The organism is Pseudoalteromonas sp. NCIMB 1079 (assembly GCF_040567695.1).
Lineage (GTDB): Bacteria > Pseudomonadota > Gammaproteobacteria > Enterobacterales > Alteromonadaceae > Pseudoalteromonas > Pseudoalteromonas distincta.
In genome coordinates, this window is the sequence record NZ_JBEWZA010000003.1 from 1 (window position 1) to 24,401 (window position 24,401).

Sequence of the window (24,401 nt, forward strand, 5' to 3'; positions counted from 1 at the left end):
ACACTAGATCGCGTGTACCCTACATAATGAAGTACGGACATATTATCTGTGTTTATTTTGCTCAGTATCACTACCTAAATTACAGCTTCTAATTTTAAATTCTGATGGTGTTGACTCGATATTTATTATATCACAGGCTCTACTTTCTAAAAGGGTCATTTTAATAAGTAGAGAAATTATAACTGTACTCATAAATATTAGGTTTTTGTAGAGACAATAAAGTCCACCCGTAGCAACGCTGGTTTGCCTGTTTACTACTTGTCGGAAGGCAATAATGTTTGAAACTTTTTAGCCTTCCCAGTCTGTTCCTTTCGTGTCAATAGAAGGTATGTACGACAATAAAGGTCAAAACTTAGATTCAATCAACGTGCCTACCCAAAGATAAATTGTGACAACAAAGATTGAAACTCACTTTTGGACAAAAATGAGTTAGAGCTGAAGGACGGCTCTGTGCCATAATCCGACCTTGAGACACATAGAGATTAAGACTGCAAAGATACGAAAGCGGAAGTTAGCTTTGGCCTGTTTAACGACAAATATTCCGACAAAGCAGTCATGACTATTAGTTTATTGTTAAATCTAATCTTTCTTTTCGTTCATCTACTCAATAACCCCACGCTAAACGTGACTTTAGCGTGGGGTTAGAGTTCACAGTAATTTTATCTGGATAGCTCTTTTATTTTTTTCTCTGAAAACCAGCGATATAAAACAGGTAAAACAAATAATGTTAACAGTGTTGCAGTTACCAAGCCGCCAACAATAACACTCGCTAATGGGCGCTGTATTTCTGCACCAACACCATTAGACATTAACATCGGTATCAAACCTAAAGCTGATGTTATAGCAGTCATAAGTACAGGTCTTAATCTTGAAGTAGCGCCTTCAAAAACGGCTTTAGATGCTTCTAGACCGTCTTTAATACGTTGGTTGATACTTTCTACCATAACGACCCCATTCAATACCGCTACACCAAATAAGGTAATAAAGCCAACGGAGCTTGGTACAGACAAGTATTGTCCAGATAAATATAAGGAGAAAACTCCGCCAATTACAGCAAGCGGCACGTTGACCAATATCAGCATAGCTTGACCAACAGAACCAAAGGCAAAGTAAAGTAGTAGTGCGATTAGTGCTAACGATAAAGGTACAACTATAGCTAACCTATTTTGAGCACGTTTTTGACTTTCGAACTGGCCGCCAATCGAAACAGAATAACCTGAAGGTAAGTCAACCTTTTCAGCAATTACCGTTCTGATATCGGCAACCACGCTTCCCATATCTCGATTTTGTACATTTGCTTGGATAACGACTCTTCGTTGTACATCATCGCGTCTAACTTGTGGTGGGCCTGACTCAAATGAGACTGAGGCTACGTCACCCAGCCGCACCCAAGCACCAGTAGGTGATTGAAGCCGAATATCAGCAATAGCTTCTTTGTTACTTCGGTACTCTTCCTCTATGCGAACGTAAATATCATAACGTTCATTACCATTGATTATTTGTCCGGCTTCAACACCACCAATACCATCACGCACAACCTCCATTATGTCACTCACAGACAATCCAAAGCGTGATAGTTCTTGCCTGTTAGGACTTATCACCAATTGCGCTTCACCAGCAATTTGCTCCAATGCAACATCCCTTGCACCTTCAATGTTTTTAATTGCTGTTTCTATTTCTTGACCTTTAGCCGCCAGTACCTCAAGTTCAGGCCCAAACAACTTTATCGCCAACTGAGCCTTAACACCAGATAGTAGCTCATCGACACGAGTCGCAATAGGTTGAGAAAAGTTGAGTAGCAACCCAGGGAATTCTTCTAAAGATCTCTCCATTTTTCCTTGAAGTTCATATCGATTAGATGCACTGGTCCACTCAGAAACAGGCTTCAACCCTATGTAAATTTCGATGTTATTCACAGGCTCTGGGTCTCCACCTATTTCTGCTCGACCAATTCGGCTTAATGCATAGGTTACTTCAGGGAAAGCCATTAGTTTTTCTTCTAGAATTGGTGCCACAGTGAGCGCGGTATCTAAACTGGAAGAAGGTGCAAGCGTTGCTCTTAAGTTTATCGTCCCTTCTTCTAACTCAGGTACAAATTCAGTACCAATTAATGGAACTAATGCAAAGGCAGAGAAAACTAATATAAGTGCGGCTGAAATGACTAATTTGGTGCGTTTTAGTGCGAATGTAAGCCCTTTTCTGTAGAGTTTGTCTAATGGCCTAAGAACAAAGCTTTCCCTCTCTTTTACACCTGACTTAAATAAATAAGTAGCTAAAGCGGGTACAACAAACAACGCAACCACAATAGCAGATATAACAGCTAAAATGATGCTTATTGCCATAGGTTGAAATAACTTTGCCTCAACACCTTCAAAGCTAAATAAAGGCGTAAATACGACTAAAATAATAGAAGCTGCAAAAAATACGGGACGAGCCACTTCTTTACCCGCATTTTGAAGACGTAACTTAATACCATGCTCATCTTGTTCTACATCATGTGGATCAGTATCAGCACTAGGCACTCTTTCTTTTACAGTTTTTAAATGGGTAGAGTCTGGTCTATTTAAATGCTTAAACATGTTTTCAACCATCACGACTGAACCATCAACTAGCATACCAATGGCTACGGCAATGCCACCCAATGACATAAGGTTTGCAGAAATGCCCCACCAAGCCATGATCATTAACGCGATACCAATTGAAATTGGAATAGATATTAGGACAAGGAAGGTTGCACGTATATTCATTAAAAATAGTGCTAATACAATACAGATGAAAATAAATGCTAGTAATAGTGCATCAACTACTGTATCAACGGCTTTTTCAATCAAATCAGCCTGATCATAAAATGGTTCAAAGCGAACACCTTTAGGCAATGCTTGATTAATCAATGGGATTCTTGCATTGATACCATCAATGGTGGCTTTAGTATTAGACCCCATGCGTTTTAAGACAATGCCAGAGACAACTTCACCTAAATTTTCGACTTTACCGTCTTCGGTTTTGCGCGTCATTGTGACAGCACCTTGACGAATTTCACTGCCCATTTCAACTTTAGCAATATCCGAAACCGTCACAACTGTCCCATCAACTGTTTTGACGGGAACTTGTTTGATATTACTAATACCAGCGTCACCACTTTCAAACCAACCTGCACCTCTAATAACAAGCTGCTCTTGCCCACGGTTCATATACCATCCGCCAACATTGGCATTGTTGTTATCTAGGGCACCAACAACGTCTTCTTGCGTTAGGTTATAAGAAAGAAGCTTAGATGGATCTACATTTACTTGGTACTGCCTAACAATACCTCCAAAGGAGAGTACATCAGTAACACCATCGACAGGCATAACGAGTAATTTTACTACCCAATCATTGAGACTCCTGAGTGCCATAGCATCATAGCCTGCATCTTTATCTGAAATAAGAAGGTACTGAAATACTTGGCCTAGCCCTGAGGTGTTTGGCCCCATTTCGGGTGTGCCGACACCTTCTGGTATCAGTTCTTTTGCGGCTTGAAGACGCTCAAATACAAGTTGTCTTGCAAAGTAAATGTCGGTGCCTTCTTTGAAAACAACCGTGACGCCAGACAAGCCTGTTTTAGAAATTGAGCGCACTTGTTCTACATCAGGTAAGGCATACATGACCGCTTCAATGGGGTACGTAATGAGTTGTTCAACTTCTTCAGCAGCTAGTCCTGGCGCTTCAGTATTTACAGCAACTTGAACATTAGTAACATCAGGAAAGGCATCTAAATTTAGTTTTGGTATAACCATAATTGCGCCGACAATTGTGGCAAACAGCGCAATCAAAATCAGGAGTCTATTATTAACAGACCAATCTATTATTTTATTAAACATAGTCTTGCTCCTTAGTGGTTATGCGGATCAAATCCGCCTTTAGCGATTTCAGAAGCAACAAAAAATGCGCCTTTGGTTACAATTCGCGTCCCACTATCAAGGCCAATGATTTCCCTAAAATCACCTAAGGCTCGGCCTAGTTCTACTTCTACAGCTTTAAATTCTCCAGGGTGGTCTTCGACAAATACGGTCCAATCACCATCTGCGCTGCGGATCAATGCTTCTTCTGGCACAGCCATCACTTTCTGCTTTGTGGCAAACTGAAAGTAAACTTTTACAAACATACCTGAATGAAGGTTATCATCAGCATTCTGTACCCCCATCTAATAATTCTTGTACGAGTTACGGGATCAATTGTATGGGCTTCTTGGATAACTTTGGCATTGTAACTCTGGCCTTCTAATTTAAGTACCGCAGGAGAATCAATTGATAAATTTAGCTTTTTATTTGGAGAAACTTTTGCTTCAACCCATAGTTGTTTTTCATCAGCTAACAACATGACTGAATCCCCAGCATCAACACGTTGCCCTTGGATAAAGTCGTCTTGAAGCACGACACCTTCACGGTGCGCCGTTAATGCATATTGTCCAAATGCTTTAATGTCTTTGTTAGAAATACCATTTATTGCTTTTTCAGTTAACCCTAAAGCAATGAGCTTGCCATAGCTCGCATTGTATGTTGTTTCAGCTTGTAATAATCGACTTTCACTCACCGTCTTATTACCCAGCTTTTTTACACGTTGCCATTCGGTTGAAGCGATTAAATAGTCAGCTTGTGCTTGTGCCATTGCTTCACTAAATAATGTAACTAACTTCTGACCTATTTCTACATACTCGCCAAGCGCTGCATGGCGACTGATAATGACTGACTCTGTACGTGGTGATACCACATAACTTTTATAGCCATTAGCTTTTATTTCGCCAGGTGCATATACGGAGCTAAATTGATATTCAGGCTTAACACTTTCCACTTTAATGTTAGCAAGCGACATCTTCTTTGGATCAATAGTGATACCTTCTTCATGTCCTTCTTCTCCCTCTTTATTACCACCTTCATGGCCGTGCTCGTCATGGTCACCTTTATCTTCTTCATGTCCCTTTTCGTGTTCATGCTCATCTTGATGTTCTTTTTCTTCTTGTTTCGAAACGTTTGTGACAGAACCAGTTCCATCTGACGACTGTGCAAAAGCATCATGATTTGTAGTAAACCCAACTAACAGGCAGCTAATTACTACGGCTAAAAATTTTTTACTAATTACTGTATTCATTTTTGTAACCTATATTTTTAATAAATTTAAGATTTCGTTTTTCGCTACTGAAAAAACAAAGCGCTCAAATCTCAAATTTGGATAACTGACCCATACTTAAAATGAAGGATATTTCTGCAAGCTTGAATTGATTTTCCAAACGTATTCCTGCATGAAGCCCTTCCGCACGTTGATTTAATGCAAGTAAGTAGTCAGAAGTATTAATGTCACCAGCTTCCCAGCGCTTATTTAATAAGTTTTCGCTGCTATCTAATCTGCCTTTTGTCAGTTTTTGCCATTGCTCATAATATTTTTTACTGACAATAAGCGATTCATAATTAGCTTTTGCTTCAAATGACTGCTTTCGATAAACCGACCGAAAGTTAGCCTCTGCTGCAATTGCTTCTGAATAAGCGGCTTTAACAGTATCTGAATAGTTATTTCTGATATTTAAAGGCATTGAGAAAGTCACGCCAATCAAGTCTTCATCTCCACTTTTCCCTGCGTTAACTCCAATGGTTGGATTGGCTTTAGATTCCATAGTGGTTAGTTGAGCTTTAGATTGTTTTATCTTCCATTGCGCTCTAGCGAGTTTAACTTTTGGATGTTCCTCAACCCACTGAGAGTTAAATGAATAGTTTGTTGCTCCAAAAGTAAATGAAAACAAATTGGTAGTATTAGGCGTCCAATCAGGCAATAACTCCTGAACATTTACCTCTGCATTTTTCAAAGCAATTTGCGACTCAGATATTTCACTGAAAACTTGGGACAAGTTTAAATAAACCAGTTCAGCGTCAAGTGGCTCTAAAAGTCCTGCTTTTCGCTTATCTTCAATAATTCCAACGAGCGTTTGTAATTGATTTTCTCTTACTGAAAGTAACTGAGCCACCTTTTTTGCTGCTTGCCAATTAACTATTGCAGTTAAAGCGTTAGCCTTTTTAGAATCGAGTAGAGATAACAATTGTTGCTGGTTTGCATAAACACCAATTTCACCAATGCTTTTATTTGCTGATTGCTTATCCCAAAAATCAATCGTTTGACTGATACCAATAGAATAATTATCAAAATCACCCTCTTTTTCATAGCTTGCTTCAAGCTCTGGGTTATATACGGCTTTAGTTAAGCTCTTGGCTCTATGATTACTTGCATTAAGTAACTCTTTAGCCGCAACAACTTCGGGATCTTTATTTATTTGACTATCTAGCCATGAAATACTTTTCTGTTTGGCATAAGTGGCAACTGAAAAACTCACAGCCATACATAAAGACAGGACTAAACCTGCATTTTTTAAATATATATACATAAAAATTCTTAATTTTAAAATTAATAAACACGAAACCTTTATCCATTATTAAAGGATAAATAGGTCATTAAAAATTAATCTAATTAAGAAATAGGCGGACGAAGTATCGCTTCAAGAAAGGTACTTGTTTGATCAATTTGATAAGGCGTTTTATTGATAATGTTTAGTTTGCCCGTGGTATTTGAATTACTGACTAAAATCCAAGATAAGTGGCTGCCACTGCAATGTCCGCAGTGATGACAATCTTTTTCATTATGCTGCTCATCACCTACATTATCATTTGAGACATTTCGATCATCTGCATGATCATGTTGAGTTTGAAGGTGCTCTATATCTATTTGGTGATTCTCAGATGTTGAGGATGCTACAGCAGTTAACGATTGTAAAACAATCGAAATAACCAAGAGCATTTTTAGTACAACATTAAGGTTCAAAGTTATCACCAGTTAAATATAGTATTTAGAATACTAGCAGAAACTATTTTCTTAAACTAGCTTTTCAATTCAGTTTCCACGCTTTTACATTAAATAATTTTTTTATTTGACTCTATAGCCACTATAGATTTTATACTTATTTTAATATTATTACGGAATGTTAAATATGTCAGAAAAATGTAGTGGTCAGTGTCAATCATCTTCTACCAATGAAGATGTAAAAATTGATACACAATTAGATAACTATAGTGGCGCGTTTGTCAGTACATTTAAAGTACCTCAAATGGACTGTCCTTCAGAAGAGAGATTGATTAGGTTAGCACTTGACTCAATTGAGCCTTCAGTTGGGTTGCAATTTGATATTCCTAGCAGTTTAGTCAAGGTTTTTCATGATGAAAATTTAGATGAGATAACAAAAAAATTACAACAACTCAATCTCGGTGCAGAGTTGGCATCAACTAAAGAAAGTTGCAGCACCGAAGCTGCAAAAGCAAAAGATCTAGCCCAAAAAAATGAGATGAAAGAAGCATCAACGCTAAAATGGTTGTTAGCCATTAATGGAGTCATGTTTTTTATAGAAGTAATTGCTGGGATTATTGCGCAATCTGCTGGCCTTATTGCCGACTCATTAGATATGTTTGCTGATGCTGCTGTTTATGGTTTAGCTATATATGCTGTCGGTAAAAGCATAAGCATGAAACTTAGAGCGGCACATATATCTGGTGTACTTCAAATTATTCTAGCGCTAGGTGCTTTGAGTGAAGTCGTAAGACGCTTTATTTACGGTAGTGAACCTATCTCTTCTTTAATGATGATATTTGGTGGAATAGCACTAATCGCTAACATTGCTTGTCTGTTTTTAATATTTGGCAACAAAGAAGACGGCGCTCATATGAAAGCGAGTTGGATTTTTTCCGCAAATGACGTAATCGCAAACGTAGGTGTAATCTTAGCTGGCTTATTAGTTACAGTAACTAGCAGCCGTTATCCAGATTTAGTGATTGGTTTGATAATTGCTCTTGTCGTTTTAAACGGTGCTCGCCGCATCTTACAGCTAAAGTATTAAGCAGAGAAATGAAAATAATGCACTCATCGTATATCAAATCAAATATATCATACGTGATAATGATTTTAATCGCGGTGCAGTCTGTGTTTTTTTCGCTAGAAGAGCTTGAAATAAACTTAAGTGAAAGTTCTTTTAGTTCATCACTAACTAAGTCTATTACCCCGCTAAAAGCTCCAGAAGACTCCAATATGCTTGAGGTGAATAATAGCAACTCTTCAATTGATAATTGTAATTTTTGTTGCTGTTGTCACTTATTTTTAAATGCTGATTCTTCCTGTAACATTTTCCAAGCAACAGATCACTTCCTTACCTACGCCTTAGTTTCTCCTGAGCTAAAAAGCTATATCTCGGTGCCATTCCGCCCAGCTAAATACGCCTAAATTTTATAGAAAATTAAGAAAGGTCAAATGTTAATGACCTAAATATCACATATAAATTTATAGGAAAGTATACATGGCACTTAATACCTGTGTGCATCGCAAGATAGCAATTTTAAGGTGTGTAACACCTCGGCTTAAATATATCGCGTTTCTCGCTTTGTCACTTTTTACATTTAATGTTTATGCCTTTGAGAAGCAGTTAAACCTTCAAGAGGCAATTCAGTGGACGCTTAAACAAAATCCAGAACTTAAAATATTTGATTTCAAGCAAACGGCATTAATTGGACGAGAACAAATCGCAAGTTTAAATCCTGCTTATGAACTAGAGCTTGAAGCTGAGAACTTTGCAGGCTCAGGTGAATTTAATACATTCGACAGTGCTGAATTAACAGTCGCTCTATCTTCGGTTATCGAAATGGGAGATAAACGCTCAGCGCGGATTGGAATTGTTTCAAAATCAAGAACACTACTCACTGCTGAAAAAGAAGTCTCTGCGCTTAATTTAATGGCTCAAGTCACTGAGAAGTACGTGGAAGTACTTGCAGCCCAACAAAGAGTTATATTGGCAGAAAATGCTTTGAGCTTAGCACAAGAAACCTTAGAGATTGTATCTCAGCGTAACCGCGCAGGTGCTACTCCTGAGGCTGAAGTGAAACGCTCAAAAGCAGTTATTGCTCAGGCTAACCTCACCCTTCAATCTGAACAAAAGCGCTTGGAATATCTAAAGCTTTCTTTATCAGCTTACTGGGGAGAAACATCAGTGTCATTCTCTAGAGTAACTGGAGATCTGTTTCAGTTTGGCAATGATAGTGATTTTAGTAGTCTCTTTGCGAAATTAGAGAAAAACCCTGCTATTCAAGTTTATGCAAGTGAGCAGCGACTAAAAGAGGCCGAGTTACAGTTGGCTAAAACAGAGTCAACGGCCAATATCAAATGGTCTGTTGGTGTTAGGCGCTCTCAAGAAGCCAATGATACGGCACTGGTCGCTGGCTTTAGCTTACCTTTGTTTGCTGAAAAGCGAAATTCTGGCGCAATCGCTAGTGCGCTAGCAGAGCGTGACCAAGTTGCCATAGAGAAAGAGGTGACTAAGTTAAGATTTAGAAATCACTTACTACGAGCATACTCCAATAGAAAACAAGCCATATTAACAGCTAATTCATTAAAGCAGTCGGTTATCCCAATGCTTGAAGATGCACTGGAAGATACTCAAGACGCCTATCAAAAAGGTCGATATGGATATCTTGATTATGTATCGGCTAGACAAGAGCTGTTAAATGCTCGGCGAACCCTTATTGACGCGGCATCTGCTGCCCTAATTTATGGCGCAGAGATAGAAAAACTAACAAACGAAGCGCTGTCACTCTAAATAAACATCACTTTAAGTTTAATAACAATTTATTGATTCAGTGATTAACTGAATCGTTTAGGAATTCAAAATGAAAAACTATTTATTCGCACTATTGATTTTTATTGGGTATCTATCACCCATTCAAAGTGTTTTCGCTAGTGAAGATGAACATGAAGGCGAAGAAGGCATAAGCAAAATCGACAATAACATGGCAAAAAAGGTTGGTGTTGAAACAGCCTATTTAGCTTCAAAAACGTTGAACCAAACTATCCCTGTATACGGCTCTACGACGATAGGCGCTGAACAATTATTTCAAGTTGGCGCTAGATATAACGGCGTTATAAAGACAATAAACTTCACTGTTGGTGATACGGTAAAAAAAGGCGATCTATTAGCCGTTATTGAATCTAATGAGAGCTTAAATACTTATAAAATAACATCGCCTGTTTCTGGGACTGTTTTACAGCGAAATGGAAATATTGGCGGTATCACGCAAAACACTAGCTTGTTTGAAATCGTCAAATTTGACACCTTGTGGGCTGAATTTAAGGTGTTTACCAGCCAATATAATCAAATCAAAGTCGGTCAGCATGTTGATATTGAGCAAGGTGAACACGCATTCAGTTCAGTCATCACTAATATTATTCCAGCTAAAGATCAGCCTTATGTTTTAGCACGGGTACGATTAAACAACACTGAGTTAAAGCTAACGTCAGGTCAATTATTAAAAGGCAACGTAAAGATAAACCAATTTGAGGTGGATTTAGCGGTCGAGAAAGTTGCCATACAAGAGCTAGGTGGACAATTAGGTGTCTTTGTAAAAGAAGATGAAGAGTACGAGTTTGCACCACTTGTCCTTGGTCGTTCAGACAAAAACTATATCGAGGTCATTGATGGCCTCAGTAAAGACGCTGAATATGTAAACAAAAACAGTTATCTGATTAAAGCAGATATCTTGAAATCTGAAGTAGAAGACGACGATTAGGAGACGCAATATGATTGAATCAATTTTGCGTCTTGCAATAAATAGGCGCTATTTAGTATTAAGCTTGCTGATGGTAATCATCGGCGTTGGTATGTGGAGTTATCAAAAACTTCCCATTGATGCTGTTCCAGATATAACAAACGTACAGGTACAAATAAATACCTCTGCCCCCGGTTATTCACCTTTAGAAGCGGAGCAAAGGGTAACTTTTCCAGTAGAAAACGCATTAGCTGGACTACCAAAGCTGTCTCACACCCGCTCTCTTTCAAGATATGGTTTATCCCAGGTGACCGTTATCTTTGAAGAGGGAACCGATATTTATTTCGCACGCAACTTAATCAATGCAAGATTAGCTGCGATAAAAGGCGTTATTCCCTCTGGCTTAGAGCCAGAGATGGGTCCTATTTCCACAGGGCTTGGTGAAATATTTATGTATACCGTACAAGCTTCTCCTGACGCTAAAATGCCTAATGGAGAGCCTTATACCGCTATTGCCTTAAGAGAAATACAAGACTGGATCATTAAACCGCAATTGGCTCAAGTTAAAGGCGTCATTGAGGTCAACAGCATCGGCGGCTATAACAAGCAGTATCATATAACGCCGAAACCCGAAAAATTACTTTTTCATCAGGTAAGCTTTGAAGACGTTTCTGATGCATTACGTAAAAATAATGATAACCGTGGCGCGGGTTATATTGAGCAAAACGGACAACAAGTGTTAGTGCGCTCCATTGGGCAACTTGCGACAATGGATGAAATCCTCAATGTCATCATCAAAAAGAACGATGGTATTCCTGTAAAAATAAGTGATGTTGCCAATGTTGCTATAGGCAAAGAACTTAGAACAGGGGCTGCTACTCGTAATGGCATTGAGACAGTGCTTGGTACAACCATGATGCTGATTGGTGAGAATTCTCGCACCGTTGCTTTAGAAGTGGAACATAAGCTCAGCGAAATACAAAAATCTCTGCCAAAGGGCATTACCGCAGAGCCTGTTTACGACAGAACAACGTTAGTAGATAAAGCGATTGCAACCGTTACCAAAAACCTCGTTGAAGGTGCGCTTTTAGTTATTGTTGTGTTATTTATTCTACTTGGAAATTTACGTGCAGCTCTCATTACCGCTGCTGTTATCCCTATTTCCATGTTAATGACAATCACAGGTATGGTGCAAGCAGGAGTATCTGCCAATTTAATGAGTCTCGGCGCATTGGACTTTGGCTTGATAGTGGACGGGGCTGTAATCATCGTTGAAAACTCTGTCCGTAGGTTAGCACAGGCCCAACACAACGGTCATAGGCAAGACTTAAGAGAACGCCTAAATACCGTTTTTGAAGCCACTTCAGAAGTGATACGTCCAAGCTTGTTTGGTGTGGCAATTATCACTGTTGTTTACATCCCCATTTTCACGCTAACTGGCGTTGAAGGGAAAATGTTCCACCCTATGGCGGCAACTGTCGTTATGGCGTTAATTTCCGCAATGATCCTTTCAGTTACACTGGTTCCTGCTGCTGTAGCTGTGTTTATGAAAGGTAAAATCAGCGAAAAAGAAAGTGTAGTTATTCGTTCAACCAAGTCTATTTATGAACCATTGTTAAAAATGGCGATGAAATTTCGTTGGATTATTGTTTCATTCTCAACGCTGTTAATGGGGTATAGCCTTTGGTTAGCAACTACGCTTGGGACAGAATTTGTTCCTCAATTAAATGAAGGTGATATTGCACTACAGGCATTAAGAATTCCATCGACTGGCCTAGAGCAATCAGTAGAAATGCAAGAAGTACTTGAGCAACGTATTAAAGCGTTTCCTGAAGTTGATAAAGTATTCTCGCGCATTGGCACACCAGAAGTAGCAACCGACCCAATGCCACCGAGTATTGCTGATATCTTTGTTATTTTAAAACCACGTAAAGAATGGGCCGAACCTTCAAAACCAAAAAGTGAATTAGTTGAAGAAATGGAAAAAGTACTGAAAAACATTCCAGGCAACAACTATGAATTCACTCAGCCTATTCAAATGCGTTTCAATGAATTGATTTCTGGCGTTAGAGCTGATGTCGGCATCAAAATATTTGGTGATGATTTGGATCGGTTATTACTTACCGCAAAAGATATTCTAAATATTGTGAAAACCGTGGATGGTGCCGCTGATGCTCGAATGGAACAGGTCACAGGTGTTCCATCTTTATCAGTAATTCCTAAACGAGAAGCGCTTGGTAGGTATGGATTGAACGTTACCGAATTGCAAGACTGGGTTGCCACTGCGATTGGCGGTGAATCTGCGGGGATCATTTATGAAGGTGACAGACGGTTTGAGTTAGTTGTTCGCCTACCAGAGCAAATAAGAACGGATATCGATAGCTTGAAGCATCTGCCGCTTCCACTTGAGAATGGTAACTATGTGCCAATTGAAGAAGTTGCAGAGCTTAAATCAGAGTCTTTACCCGCGCAGATTAGCCGAGAGAACGGAAAAAGAAGAGTTGTGGTTACCGTCAATGTTCGTGGTAGAGATTTAGGCGGTTTTGTAAAAGAAGTTAAAGCTAAAATTAATCAGGAAGGAGAAATTCCAGCAGGATACTGGCTTGATTATGGTGGAACGTTTGAACAACTAGAATCAGCAAGTAAGCGATTAAGCCTAGTTGTACCGATAACATTGGTTGTTATCCTAGGTATTTTGATTATAGCATTTGGTTCATTAAAAGATGCATTAATCATTTTCAGTGGCGTGCCTTTAGCATTAACAGGGGGCGTATTTTCACTTTATTTAAGAGACATGCCCTTATCAATTTCGGCAGGTGTCGGCTTCATTGCATTGTCAGGTGTCGCAGTATTAAATGGCTTGGTTATGTTGGCTTTTATTCGAGATCTTTGGCATGAAAAAGGCGACCTATACGTAGCGATCATTGAAGGTGCCATCATTCGTTTAAGACCTATTTTAATGACGGCACTGGTCGCAAGTTTAGGTTTTATTCCAATGGCGTTAAACACTGGAATTGGTGCAGAAGTACAACGACCACTAGCAACAGTTGTTATCGGCGGTATTGTATCTTCTACCATTTTAACTTTGTTTGTATTGCCTGTTTTATATCAATGGGCGCATGGCGCTGAGAGTAACAAACAGCAATCCGACGAAATCTAAAAGCAAAAAAGCAGCTTAATTACTAAGTTATGCCTAATTAAGCTGCTTTTTATATTGTATGCTCCAAAATTTTATTGATAAAACTTACTCTGCTTCATCCCTACAATTTTCATTTAAAAACTCAAACTCTATCGTCGTATGCGATAAATGATAGGAAGATAATTTAGCTGCAACCTCTTGTTTAAGCTTAATTAATTCTTTAACGTCAAAGTTGTCACTCAGCTCAAGGTGCGCTGTTAAAACGTGACTTTCACCATCCAGTGACCAAAAATGCATATGGTGTATACCATTTACTTCAGGAAATTCAATTAATGACTGCTTAATACGCTCTTGGGTCTCTTTATCGGGTGCAGCTTGAAGAAAAAGCACCAATGTTGATTTAAGATTTTTGAAAACGTTAAATAAGATAAACAGCGTAAACCCTATTGATAATAGAGGATCTAATATCGGCAGTTCAACGAACAACAATACAATAGAGACTATAAGAACGGCAACCCAACCGAGTACATCTTCAAGTAGGTGCCATGTCAGCACTTTTTCATTTAGTGTTTCACCCGCTTTTAATTTGAATACCGCATAACCATTTACGGCAACACCGAGTATGGCTAGCCCTAACATCCCCTCAACTACAGGCATTTCAGGATTGGACAGCTTAGGTATTGCTTCAAATAAAACCCAAATAGAGCCGATAATCAAAACAATACTATTTACCAATGCACCAAAAAGTGTAAGTCGGCGATAACCATAGCTGAATTTGTCTGATGCTTCTTTATCTGAAAAACGACTTAAAATCCACGCAAAACCTATTGAAAGACTATCACCAAGATCGTGAACGGCATCCGCCATTATCGCCGTACTGTTTGTGAGCCAACCACCTATAAATTCGATAATGGTAAATATCACATTAAGGAAAAATGCCCAACCAATCCGGTCGTCTTTACCATGCTGATGACTGTGACTATGGTTGTGCATTTTGTACCTCCAGTACTTTTTTATTTCTTATTTTTGATACATTCATATTAATCAAATGTCGGATCACTCGTTGATACAACCAACGTTTTACACCTGATAGATTAGTACCTTTTTCGAGATAGAACTTATCTGGTGAATCATAAAGCCCAAAGTCGTCATGAATACCTTCTTTTTGAATATAGGTATCCTCTCCACGCCAATCCGTACCGGGTGAAGATAAGCACTTTGTTGCAACACCATAACCACAAAACTCATCTTTTGCTTGGCTAAATTTCTGCTGTAGTGAGCTTAAGTATTGCTCATCCAATATAAAGCCCTCTAAGTTTATCCAACGCCCTTCAAAGTAAACTTCTACCCAACTATGAATGATGTATTTAGGTGCTAACCAAAATACATAGCTTGGGATAGCACCTTTTTGTAGTTGCTGATCAATGGTAAAACCTTGGAAACGACACTGGATACCTAGTCCACGCAATAGTGCCATTAACAGATTACCCTTAGTATTACATTGTCCATAACCATCTGCTAGCACATCGCTTGCTGAAATATCATCACTCTTGTTATAGCCAAACATTATTTCATCTTTTACAAACTGATAAGCGGCACCAATTTTGTTGAAATTATCCAAATTTTTCCACCCTCGTTGATCGATCAGGGATTGGATATCTTTGTGTTCAAAATTAACGATATTCGTATTGTTTAAATATTTCTCAGTCATTTTTATATATCCCTTTCGTTGCATACCTATACTATAGATCCTATAGTAACTATAGAGTCAAATGTCTGGGGGAAATTGATGAAAATAGGCGAATTGTCAAAAAAATCGGGCTGTTCAATACAAACGATTAGATATTATGAAAGAGAAGGATTACTGTTAAATCCAAACCGTTCAGAAGGTAATTTCAGGCTGTATGATAGTAAAGCACTTAAACAATTGGAATTCGTAAAGCATTGTCGCAGCCTAGATATATCACTCAATGATATTAAACGTCTTATCGAATTAAAAAATAAGCCAGAAGAAAGCTGCTCTAGCGTTAATGCATTAATTGATCAGCAACTTGCACTAGTGAATAAACGTATGAAAGAATTAAGGGCGCTTAAAGCTGAATTACAACAGATGGCAAGTGCTTGTGGTTCAGACAATACAATTGAAGCGTGCGGCATCATCAAATCATTGGATAGCTAAACTAAATATAACTTTAGATTAGTAGTATTCACAAAGGCAATAATGAAAACCATTGGCAAATTAGCACAATCATTAAATTTAAATGTAGAAACCATTCGTTTTTATGAACGAGAAGGGCTGATTACACAACCTGAAAAACCAATATCTGGTTATAGACAATATGACGAAACAATAGCAGGACAACTTAGGTTTATCACAAAAGCCAAAGCGCTCGGCTTTACGTTAAGAGAAATAAAATCGCTAATGTCTATGGACAGCAACTGCACTCAAGTTGAGCTATTAAGCCGACAAAAGTTAGCAATCATTCGAGACAAAATTAATGACCTTCAACGTTTAGAGAAAGTAATTGTGGATATGACAAATACCTGTATGCAAAACGAAGATCCAACACATTGCCCCATAATTGATTCATTAAAATGATTGACTCCGTACTTATATACGGAGTTTAGAATGATGGTAATATCAACCAATAGACTTTAAAATGATAAATAAAATATTAGACAGAGTAGGCTCTAGTGGCGTTTGGCTAGCGGCACGGCCTGCTTCCCTGCATTAAGGTCACTTGCATCGGCATTAGGACTAGGCTTCTTCTCTCACTTCGAAGGAATAGCTGTAAATACGCTTTTACCTATTTTTGCATCTTTGGAACTATTGGTAAACTTATACAACTCGCACAAAAATAAAAACCATACCAGAGCTGTCTTCAGCATTCTAGGGCCTGTAGCAGTGCTATTAACGCTTTATCCTCTTTGGCTATATGATTGGAGCACATACCTATTTTACTTTGGTATTTGCTTAATGGTCGTTATGTCGGTTTTGGATATCGTAAAACCAGTAAGGGAGCAAACATGCAACGTATGACACATAGCGGCCGAAAAACTAGCCCAGAAAACTCTAAACTTTATTATCTTGGTTTCATACTTTAGTTTAATTTTAACTTTTTAATATCAACCCAGCAGATATATGAGCGTGAGTCAGGCTAGATACAGTTGATTTATTCAGCCTGAATAACTACAAATAAAAAACACTAAAAACCTTAAAAACAATAACTTAAAACAAAATCTCCGTTGAGGAACCTAAAAGGTATTCACTCATAAATTAGCTATGACTGAATACCTTTATTATTAAAGCGAGTCTTGCAACACTTTAGCAATAGCCTGGTCTAAAGTATCTTGTACTTCTTTTGTTAGCTGTGAAAACTCATAAGCGAATTTTCTACCTTTAACGCGCTTACGTGCATAGGTATTCTTTTTGCTAAAATTTGCAAGTGGAGTAACGATAGCCTGCTCGGTTGGCTTAGGTTTGTATGTTTTAATAGCGTCTGTAACTATTTTTAATACAGCTTCTTTATAATCGTCTTGAACTAATTCACTATTGATATTAATTATATTGCTTTCTATATCCTTTATAAATTCATTTACGTTTTCACCTAACGTTTTTTGTACTGTATTTAATACTTTGTAGTCTGAGTGTGACAATAAAGAAATATCCGGAAACAGCTCAATAATAGCACTATCGATAGAGGCAGCAGTTAGCGCCTTACTTACCTTAGCTTGGCTTAAGCCCATTTCTTCAGCTAATTCAGATTGCGTGAGTTTTTTATTATATTTTTTTTCATAAAGCTGACTTTCTAACTGACAACGCATACCAATTTCACGTAAGTTGTGCTCTTTACTAACTTGCAGCTGCTTAGCTAATGCTTTAGCGTCACCAGAGCTAATATCGTCATCTGTGACTAATATTTTAAATGAGTTAATTTTACCTACTTCAAGCAAAAACCTAGCTCTACGCCTGGAGCCATCTAGCAGATCAATCACGCCATTAACTCTTCGGCCTATAGCTGGGTAATATTGTTGTATACATAATGAGTCTAGATCTTGAAGGGATTCTTTGGTTAGACCAGATTGATCTCGACCATTCACTTCAAATGTGACCGAAGTAAGCTCTTTAACTTGCTGATAACTTAATGTAACAGGAACAAATTGCGCTATTTTTCCTGATTTTAACTTCCAGGATACACTCTCTCCAACATTACTTATCCCTAGATGGGTTTGTAATACATCCATTATTGATAATTTAGAACCAGTGACCTCTGCTTTTAATTGCTTTGCAAGCGACTCTATATTACTTTTCTGTCCTGACTCGATTGCATCTTGCGCTCCGACTGCATTGCCAAGTGGTGATCTTATTCCACGTTTTCTAGCCATGATTTTACTCCTGCTCCTGCTCTTGCTTACGCCATACATTTACAATATCGCGCTGTAGTTGACTTGTTACTTCATAAGCATTTTGCTGTGCCACTTGGTATGACATTTTACTTTTTGGGTACTCACTTTTAGACATATCAAACACCGTTGATAATAAAGATGATGCCTGCCTTACAGCTTCACTATTTTTAAATTCTTTAGAGTATAAATATGGTGAAAAGCTATCATTAAGGCTATTGAGTAACTCCGTTGTTGTTGAACTGTCTTTATGATTTGTAATAAGTATTTTCATGAAGTCATACCCCTGATGCTTAGCATTATTCAATAATCCCCAGACTTGCGGTATATATGAAAAATAAGAACACGTTGCATCTATGTCATTTTCTGTAATTGATAGTGGGAAAAGTACACTGGTTGCGGCGTAGTAAGCGTTATACGTTGCATAGCCTAATGATGGAGGGGTATCTATTATGATAATATCGAATTCATCTTCAACTTCATTTAAAATCTTACTCAAAATAGAGTAGGGCGAACTTAGAGACTTATTAAATACGCCTTCATGAAACCACCCCTCAATACCACGATCTGATTGTGAGGCAGGTAAAATACGGAGGTTTGGAATTGTAGTAGGTAAAAAGGCACTTGAAATAGCTTCTTTTTTAGTTTCATTTTCGTCTAATTCATAGTTTCCCATGATCAGATCGCCTACAGATAAACAACCTTCTTGTGCTGATTCAGGGGCGTAATACATTGATAGTGTAGCTTGTCCATCCATATCAATAAGACCTACGCGATACTCTTGATGAAACTCAGTAGCTAGTCCTGAACCTATTGTTGCACTTGACACTGTTTTACCAACACCACCTTTTTGATTCTGAATCACTATAATCTGTGCTTTCTGCTTATCACTACGTTTGAACTTAGGTTCTTTACGTAATTCAACAGAGAGCGAATCTCTTACTTTATAAATTTCTTCGATGTCAATTGACCACTGTGCATCTTCGTGTCTACGTGGGTCAATACCCAGTGAAGCGCAATACCTATCTAAAGTTTTTACATCAATATCTAAATATATAGATGCTTCAGCTCGCGTAAAACTTCTAAGCTCCTTACGATGATTTACTAAAAGCCTCTGATTGCGTCTTTTTATATAGCGATCAGCGCCTTCCTTTAAATCTTGAAAAATGTGAGTAGTCTTTTCAATGGTCATAGATGAATCCCTTTTTATTTAAAACAAGTGTATCCCTTGTTTTTTGAGTTGTCCATGTGTTTTAGAGGTATTTGATTTTTGTTTTAGTTTTATAATTTGAGTTATTCACATTGAATAATTACCAAAAAAGAAGCCGTAGGTGTTGGCAAATGTGGCTTGTAGGTAAAATACAACTTGAGGAATATTTTTATCGTTATTTTAAAAAATGACTATTGAAATAAAAGCTCCCCTCATCATCGAAATATAAGCTAATTAGAGAGTATATTTTAATGTCTAATATGTGTAATCTAGTAAAAACACCAAGAATATGTCATCAACTAGCAAATACAGTCTCGACATTGGAAGAAGAAATGAGTATCGATGAGAAAAAGAAAGTAGTTTCAAGGGATTCTCTTCCTAAACACATAAAAAAGAGCCATCAGATAGTATTTAGTCGCCAAGATTTATCTGCCCGTGAAGCAGATATATTTGCACTCATGATTGCAACTATGAAAGAAAGTGATTGGGTTGGAACAACCCCTAAATACGAGTTTTCAGCATCTCAGCTCTCCAATTGGCTCAATATAGCGCCAAAACATATAGCGACATACCTTAACCCTGTAGCTATGCGGCTATCACGATATAGCGTTGGTATAAAAACTGAAGATGGTAATGGTGAAATTGAATTTGACTATAAACCAATATTTAAAAATATAAGCTATAAAAACCGCACATTTACAATGATACCTAATGATCTTCTGAAGTCTGAGTTTATAGAGTATAAGCAAGGATTTGCGCTGATCAATACCACAAGCTTTTTATGCATAAAACAGGAATACGCAAAGCGACTCTATGAAATACTTAGTAGGTTTAAAGAGCCCGGCTACGAAATGCACTTGATTAAGCTTGATGAACTAAAAGGTTTATTTGGTCTATATGATGAAAAAGGGAATTTAAAATCAGATAAATTATCTTTTAAAAATAATGGGGTTTTTATGCAGAGATGCATTAGAAGCAGCATTGATATTCTCAAGTCCAATCCGACAACAAATAAAGAGCTATTATTTTATGAAAGTGCTAATGGTGAAGTTGGCTACGAATTAAAAAAACAAGGCAACAAAATCATAGCTATCAAATTCCTTATGAGTTGGATAACAAAAGGCAATATTGAGGAATTTAATGAACGCGATGCTATTACAACTATTAAAAAGCTAGAGCTTAAAAGGCAGCAATTAAAGTCTGAAGGCAATGGTAAAAAATTATCAACTGCAGAACTTAAACTGTTACTTTCTGCATACAATTACACTGGTAATGAGGAGCTATCTAATAAAATAGCTACAACCTTGATTGAAAGGCGTAATAACCGCGCAGAACAAGCATCCAGCAAAGAAGAAATTGATATTGCGAATAAACTGACTATAGATAATTTAGATATTCCATATTAAAAAGCATATTACATATTTTTGGTATGTGCTCTCAATAACACCAAAAATATGTAATGTAGCTCATATAAAATATGCTCACGTAGACCTATTTTTAATAACTTCCCATAAAATACGACGAATATAGCCCTACAAATAAATAAAACACCAAGAATATGTTACGTACATACAAAGATACAAGCTCTCAACACCAAAAATATGTTACGTACATGCAAAGATATAACCCCTAACACCAAAAATATGTTGCATACCTACAAAAATAGTACATGCAAAGATATAATCTCCATGATAAGAAAAATGTTACATACAAAAATATAATCCCTCAACACCAAAAATATGTTACGTACATACAAAGATACAAGCTCTCAACACCAAAAATATGTTACGCATATACACAATTACAAACTTTCAACCTCAGAATTGTGTTAAATATATTAAAAAAGAGCTTAATCTATCATTTTGCATGCTAGCAATGAGACATATACTATAAAAATAGTGTATGTCGTCAGAACCTTATTCTAAAAAAGAACACCAAAAATATGTAATCTAAACACCAAAAATATGTAACCTAAACACCAAGTATATGATCCTAAACACCAAATATATGATCTAAAACACCAAATATATGATCCAAAACACCAAATATACGATCTGTTACCATGTTTTTATTTATTAATAACAATAACTTACAGACACCTATAGTTCTTATAGATCTTATAGTTTTAATAGATTTAATAGAATTAATAGGTACTGTGGATATGTGAATAAGTTAATGACGATTCTAACGAGTTAATTGGATCAACATCTTACTAACTCATTAGTCAAATAGTTAATAATCAAGACTAATTACTCTATTAAGCTGCTATTAAAAAGAATTAAGCTTTAAAAACACTATGGAGTAAGTAAATATCTGATCTCTAAAATGGGGTTAATATCAAAAATATTTATCTGTAGCTTGGCCATAGTAAAGACTCTCACATCAAGAAGATTAGTCGCACATTAGCCTACATGGCTATTATAATAATCAAACAGAAAATATTAGCGCCTTTCCCCGGTTTATCATCGCCATATCAATACAGCCAAGTAATGACTTTAACTTGTTTCTTGCGGCATAAAGTATTGTTTTTGATAAAGCACTTTGCTGACAATACTCAGTGATAGTTAACTTGCTACTCCTCTATAATACTACGCCAGAACTCAAGGCTACGTGTTTTCCTCATGTAAAGCTGGAGAAAGATTAATAGCTTTGACTGATTATTAGCAGGTGCCCTTTATTAGACGCTTATGGAAGTTATTACCTATTCATAAAGGCCTTTGAAAGGTCCCTTAAAAGACTAAAAATCAATCAAATATTTAACTTGAACAGGCAAGTATATATTTAGGTCTCTAAAGAGACCATTTAAGTTTTATTTTTAAACGCTACTTTTATTTTGGATAAATATCTCACTACCAAGTCACAATCCCAGATAAATAGGAAATGCTCCTATTAATCCCTGTAATAGCTATGTATGAGCTATTTTTGCGGAAATATGCATTACAATCCCAGAAATAAAGGGAATGCTCCTATCAATCCTCTGTAATAGCTATGTATGAGCTATTTTAGTGGAAATACGCATCACAATCCCAGAAATACAGGGAGTTCCCCTATCAATCCCCTGTAATAGTTATGTATAAGCTGCCTTCGTGGAAATATGCATCACAATCCCAGATAGATAGTTATTTGGGAAGTGATTGGAAAGTTCCATGGGGTTTATTCTAAGTAAAGAGGCAGAGTATTTTCCCCATTTAATGATAGAAGTTCTGCAGATGAGAGGTTTTTGTTTACTAACGAAATACTTGAAAACAAGTCGTCAACAAAAAAGGGCGTTTCGATAGTAAAATTATCAAATCGATACGGATGTGAAATCCCCAATAAGAAAACTTTTTATAAGAGGATTGCTCAATACTGGCACAAACTAGCGATAAAAACCTTTACTCCAATCAAACTTAGATTACGAAGAAGTAAGTTGCGGGCTGATGACTTCTTTGGCCAGCTTTAGTGATACCAGGATAAGTAGCGCTTTAACAGGTTTTTAAAAGCGCTACCTTCAGCCCACCACCAAAGCCCTATAGTTGGTTGCATCGGTTTTCTCCAGGTAGGGACCGAATAATGCCCTTAAAGTGTCTAAATACAGGGGAATAAAGCAGGTATCAACCTAAGTCATTGATCTATAACTAGAGGTTTACTGCATCGGTTTTCCGAAGAAATCCCAGATAAACCCTCTTTCAAGTCTAAGAGAAGCAGAGCTTAAAGTACCAAATAAACCTAAGCCATTGTTTTATAACTAGAGGTTTGTTGCATCGGTTTAAAGCAGGGTATATAGGTTTGCTGCATCGGTTTGAGTGATTAACAATGGTGAACAAGAATTGATACATCAGAACATACATCAAATGGATAAAAAACAGTCTAATATCACAACTTATTTCATAAGATAAAATACAAAAATCACTTGTGAGCAACTGGGGTAAATAGACCGAAAAACCCTATAGGTTTAGTGCATCGGTTTAAGAAAAACAGTGAAAACTCCGATAATATAGTCATAAACGCACCAGGAGCCGTTTGTAACTGTGCGTTCTTAGTTATTCTTACTACTCAACATAAACTGTGTTGATATGAGACACATGATCATTGCATAATCTTTGCCCCTTAATCTTAATGTGTATATTATCTCAACCAATAAAACAAAAGGATTAGCTGTTTAGTTATTAACTAATACGGCTTGGCAGGGAATAGTATGTCTTTACCAGATTACCAATCATTCATGACCCCATTACAGCAATGCTTAGCTAACGGTAAAACTGTAAAGCTTAAAGAGATTGAAGCAAACGTTTATCAAAGCCTGAGCTTATCGGCAGAGCAGCTTAAACTGCGTATTCCTAGTGGAAAGCAAACTTATGCTTACCATCGTTTGGGTTGGGCTAAAACATACTTAGTACAAGCAGGCTTGATAGAGCAGCCTAAAAGAGCCTTTTACAAAATCACGCACAAAGGGTTGACTGCCATACAAGCTGGCGAACAAATCAATAACCAGTACTTAAGCCAATACCCTGAGTTTTTAGACTTTAAAACCCGTACTAAAGATACTAACGACTCACTAGACGAAAACACCACCAGCTTAGTAAATAGCAACTCACAAAAAACACCAGAAGAGCTAATAGAAGCCGCAGTAGATACACTCAATACTAACTTGAGCGATGAAGTACTACAGGCTGTGCTTTCGGCCTCCCCTGCGTTTTTTGAAAACCTTGTAGTCGATTTAATGCTAGCTATGGGCTATGGCGGCTCACGTAAAGATGCAGGGCAAGCTACGTAATATACTCAAGACGGTGTCATTGATGGTGTAATAAAAGAAGATAAACTCGGCCTCGAAATGATATATTTACAGGCTAAGCGCTACACCAATAAAACAGTGGGTAGGCCAGATATACAAGCCTTTGCTGGTGCGCTAGATATGCACCGTGCTAAAAAGGGGTATTCATCACCACCAGCAGCTTTAGTAAAGACGCACTCGAATATGTTGGCTTAATTGATAAGCGTATTGTGCTGGTGGATGGTAAACAGCTAACAGAGCTAATGCTTACTCATAACGTAGGCGTTAGTACTA

17 protein-coding genes and 2 pseudogenes are annotated in these 24,401 nt (G+C 37.4%); 11 read left to right on the top strand and 8 right to left on the bottom strand.

Annotated elements, in window-relative coordinates:
- Nucleotides 1-659 precede the first annotated feature (659 nt).
- The 4 genes and pseudogenes from ABX891_RS20190 to ABX891_RS20210 form a co-directional block, all read right to left on the bottom strand.
- Nucleotides 660-3,860 carry an efflux RND transporter permease subunit gene (locus ABX891_RS20190; RefSeq protein WP_004588883.1) on the bottom strand — a complete coding sequence of 1,067 codons (3,201 nt, stop codon included), beginning with the start codon at nt 3,858-3,860 and terminating at the stop codon, nt 660-662.
- Between the two features lie 11 nt (nt 3,861-3,871).
- Nucleotides 3,872-5,127 (bottom strand): annotated as a pseudogene (locus tag ABX891_RS20200) (efflux RND transporter periplasmic adaptor subunit).
- A 64-nt stretch (nt 5,128-5,191) separates the two neighbouring features.
- A complete protein-coding gene (locus tag ABX891_RS20205; protein ID WP_008468875.1) occupies nt 5,192-6,409 on the bottom strand; it encodes a TolC family protein in 1,218 nt (405 codons plus the stop codon).
- 83 nt (nt 6,410-6,492) lie between these two features.
- Nucleotides 6,493-6,843 (bottom strand): hypothetical protein, encoded by a 351-nt coding sequence (locus tag ABX891_RS20210; protein ID WP_028835965.1) that lies wholly within the window; start codon nt 6,841-6,843, stop codon nt 6,493-6,495.
- A gap of 166 nt (nt 6,844-7,009) precedes the next feature.
- On the opposite strand from ABX891_RS20210, the gene ABX891_RS20215 reads away from it, so the two are divergent.
- The 5 genes from ABX891_RS20215 to ABX891_RS20235 all read left to right on the top strand — a co-directional run bounded on the left by ABX891_RS20215 (nt 7,010) and on the right by ABX891_RS20235 (nt 13,761).
- A complete protein-coding gene (locus tag ABX891_RS20215; RefSeq protein WP_076920335.1) occupies nt 7,010-7,909 on the top strand; it encodes a cation efflux transmembrane domain-containing protein in 900 nt (299 codons plus the stop codon).
- 8 nt (nt 7,910-7,917) lie between these two features.
- On the top strand, nt 7,918-8,289 hold the full coding sequence (locus ABX891_RS20220; protein ID WP_354630516.1) for a hypothetical protein: 372 nt from the start codon (nt 7,918-7,920) through the stop codon (nt 8,287-8,289).
- Nucleotides 8,290-8,362: 73 nt separating this feature from the next.
- Nucleotides 8,363-9,655: a TolC family protein gene (locus ABX891_RS20225; protein WP_354630517.1), complete on the top strand. Its 1,293-nt coding sequence runs from the start codon at nt 8,363-8,365 to the stop codon at nt 9,653-9,655.
- Between the two features lie 70 nt (nt 9,656-9,725).
- Entirely contained in the window at nt 9,726-10,622 is an 897-nt protein-coding gene (locus tag ABX891_RS20230; RefSeq protein ID WP_192532887.1) for an efflux RND transporter periplasmic adaptor subunit, read from the top strand.
- 10 nt (nt 10,623-10,632) lie between these two features.
- On the top strand, nt 10,633-13,761 hold the full coding sequence (locus ABX891_RS20235; RefSeq protein ID WP_036972174.1) for an efflux RND transporter permease subunit: 3,129 nt from the start codon (nt 10,633-10,635) through the stop codon (nt 13,759-13,761).
- Nucleotides 13,762-13,845: 84 nt separating this feature from the next.
- On the opposite strand, the gene ABX891_RS20240 is transcribed toward ABX891_RS20235, so the two are convergent.
- Both ABX891_RS20240 and ABX891_RS20245 read right to left on the bottom strand, forming a co-directional pair.
- Nucleotides 13,846-14,733, bottom strand: a complete 888-nt coding sequence (locus tag ABX891_RS20240) for a cation diffusion facilitator family transporter (RefSeq protein ID WP_002962252.1) — start codon at nt 14,731-14,733, stop codon at nt 13,846-13,848.
- Entirely contained in the window at nt 14,720-15,451 is a 732-nt protein-coding gene (locus ABX891_RS20245; RefSeq protein WP_036972175.1) for a transglutaminase-like domain-containing protein, read from the bottom strand. Before ABX891_RS20245 ends, ABX891_RS20240 begins: the two co-directional genes overlap by 14 nt.
- Before the next feature lie 78 nt (nt 15,452-15,529).
- On the opposite strand from ABX891_RS20245, the gene cadR reads away from it, so the two are divergent.
- The 3 genes from cadR to ABX891_RS20260 all read left to right on the top strand — a co-directional run bounded on the left by cadR (nt 15,530) and on the right by ABX891_RS20260 (nt 16,780).
- On the top strand, nt 15,530-15,919 hold the full coding sequence (gene cadR, locus ABX891_RS20250; RefSeq protein WP_002962247.1) for a Cd(II)/Pb(II)-responsive transcriptional regulator: 390 nt from the start codon (nt 15,530-15,532) through the stop codon (nt 15,917-15,919).
- A 42-nt stretch (nt 15,920-15,961) separates the two neighbouring features.
- Nucleotides 15,962-16,339: a MerR family transcriptional regulator gene (locus ABX891_RS20255; protein ID WP_055018870.1), complete on the top strand. Its 378-nt coding sequence runs from the start codon at nt 15,962-15,964 to the stop codon at nt 16,337-16,339.
- A 102-nt stretch (nt 16,340-16,441) separates the two neighbouring features.
- Nucleotides 16,442-16,780 carry a MerC family mercury resistance protein gene (locus tag ABX891_RS20260; protein WP_502936064.1) on the top strand — a complete coding sequence of 113 codons (339 nt, stop codon included), beginning with the start codon at nt 16,442-16,444 and terminating at the stop codon, nt 16,778-16,780.
- Nucleotides 16,781-17,043: 263 nt separating this feature from the next.
- Here ABX891_RS20260 and ABX891_RS20265 read toward each other — a convergent pair whose 3' ends face one another.
- Nucleotides 17,044-18,126 (bottom strand): ParB family protein, encoded by a 1,083-nt coding sequence (locus ABX891_RS20265; protein WP_089369340.1) that lies wholly within the window; start codon nt 18,124-18,126, stop codon nt 17,044-17,046.
- 4 nt (nt 18,127-18,130) lie between these two features.
- Entirely contained in the window at nt 18,131-19,336 is a 1,206-nt protein-coding gene (locus ABX891_RS20270) for a ParA family protein (protein ID WP_089369339.1), read from the bottom strand.
- A gap of 350 nt (nt 19,337-19,686) precedes the next feature.
- On the opposite strand from ABX891_RS20270, the gene ABX891_RS20275 reads away from it, so the two are divergent.
- The 3 genes and pseudogenes from ABX891_RS20275 to ABX891_RS20285 all read left to right on the top strand — a co-directional run.
- The gene (locus ABX891_RS20275) at nt 19,687-20,760 is read left to right on the top strand and encodes a replication initiation protein (RefSeq protein ID WP_089369360.1); all 1,074 of its coding nucleotides are present in this window, start codon (nt 19,687-19,689) and stop codon (nt 20,758-20,760) included.
- A gap of 2,771 nt (nt 20,761-23,531) precedes the next feature.
- On the top strand, nt 23,532-24,110 hold the full coding sequence (locus ABX891_RS20280) for a winged helix-turn-helix domain-containing protein (RefSeq protein WP_255319075.1): 579 nt from the start codon (nt 23,532-23,534) through the stop codon (nt 24,108-24,110).
- 57 nt (nt 24,111-24,167) lie between these two features.
- Nucleotides 24,168-24,313, top strand: a pseudogene (locus ABX891_RS20285) (restriction endonuclease); the annotation flags it as partial.
- Nucleotides 24,314-24,401: the final 88 nt, after the last annotated feature.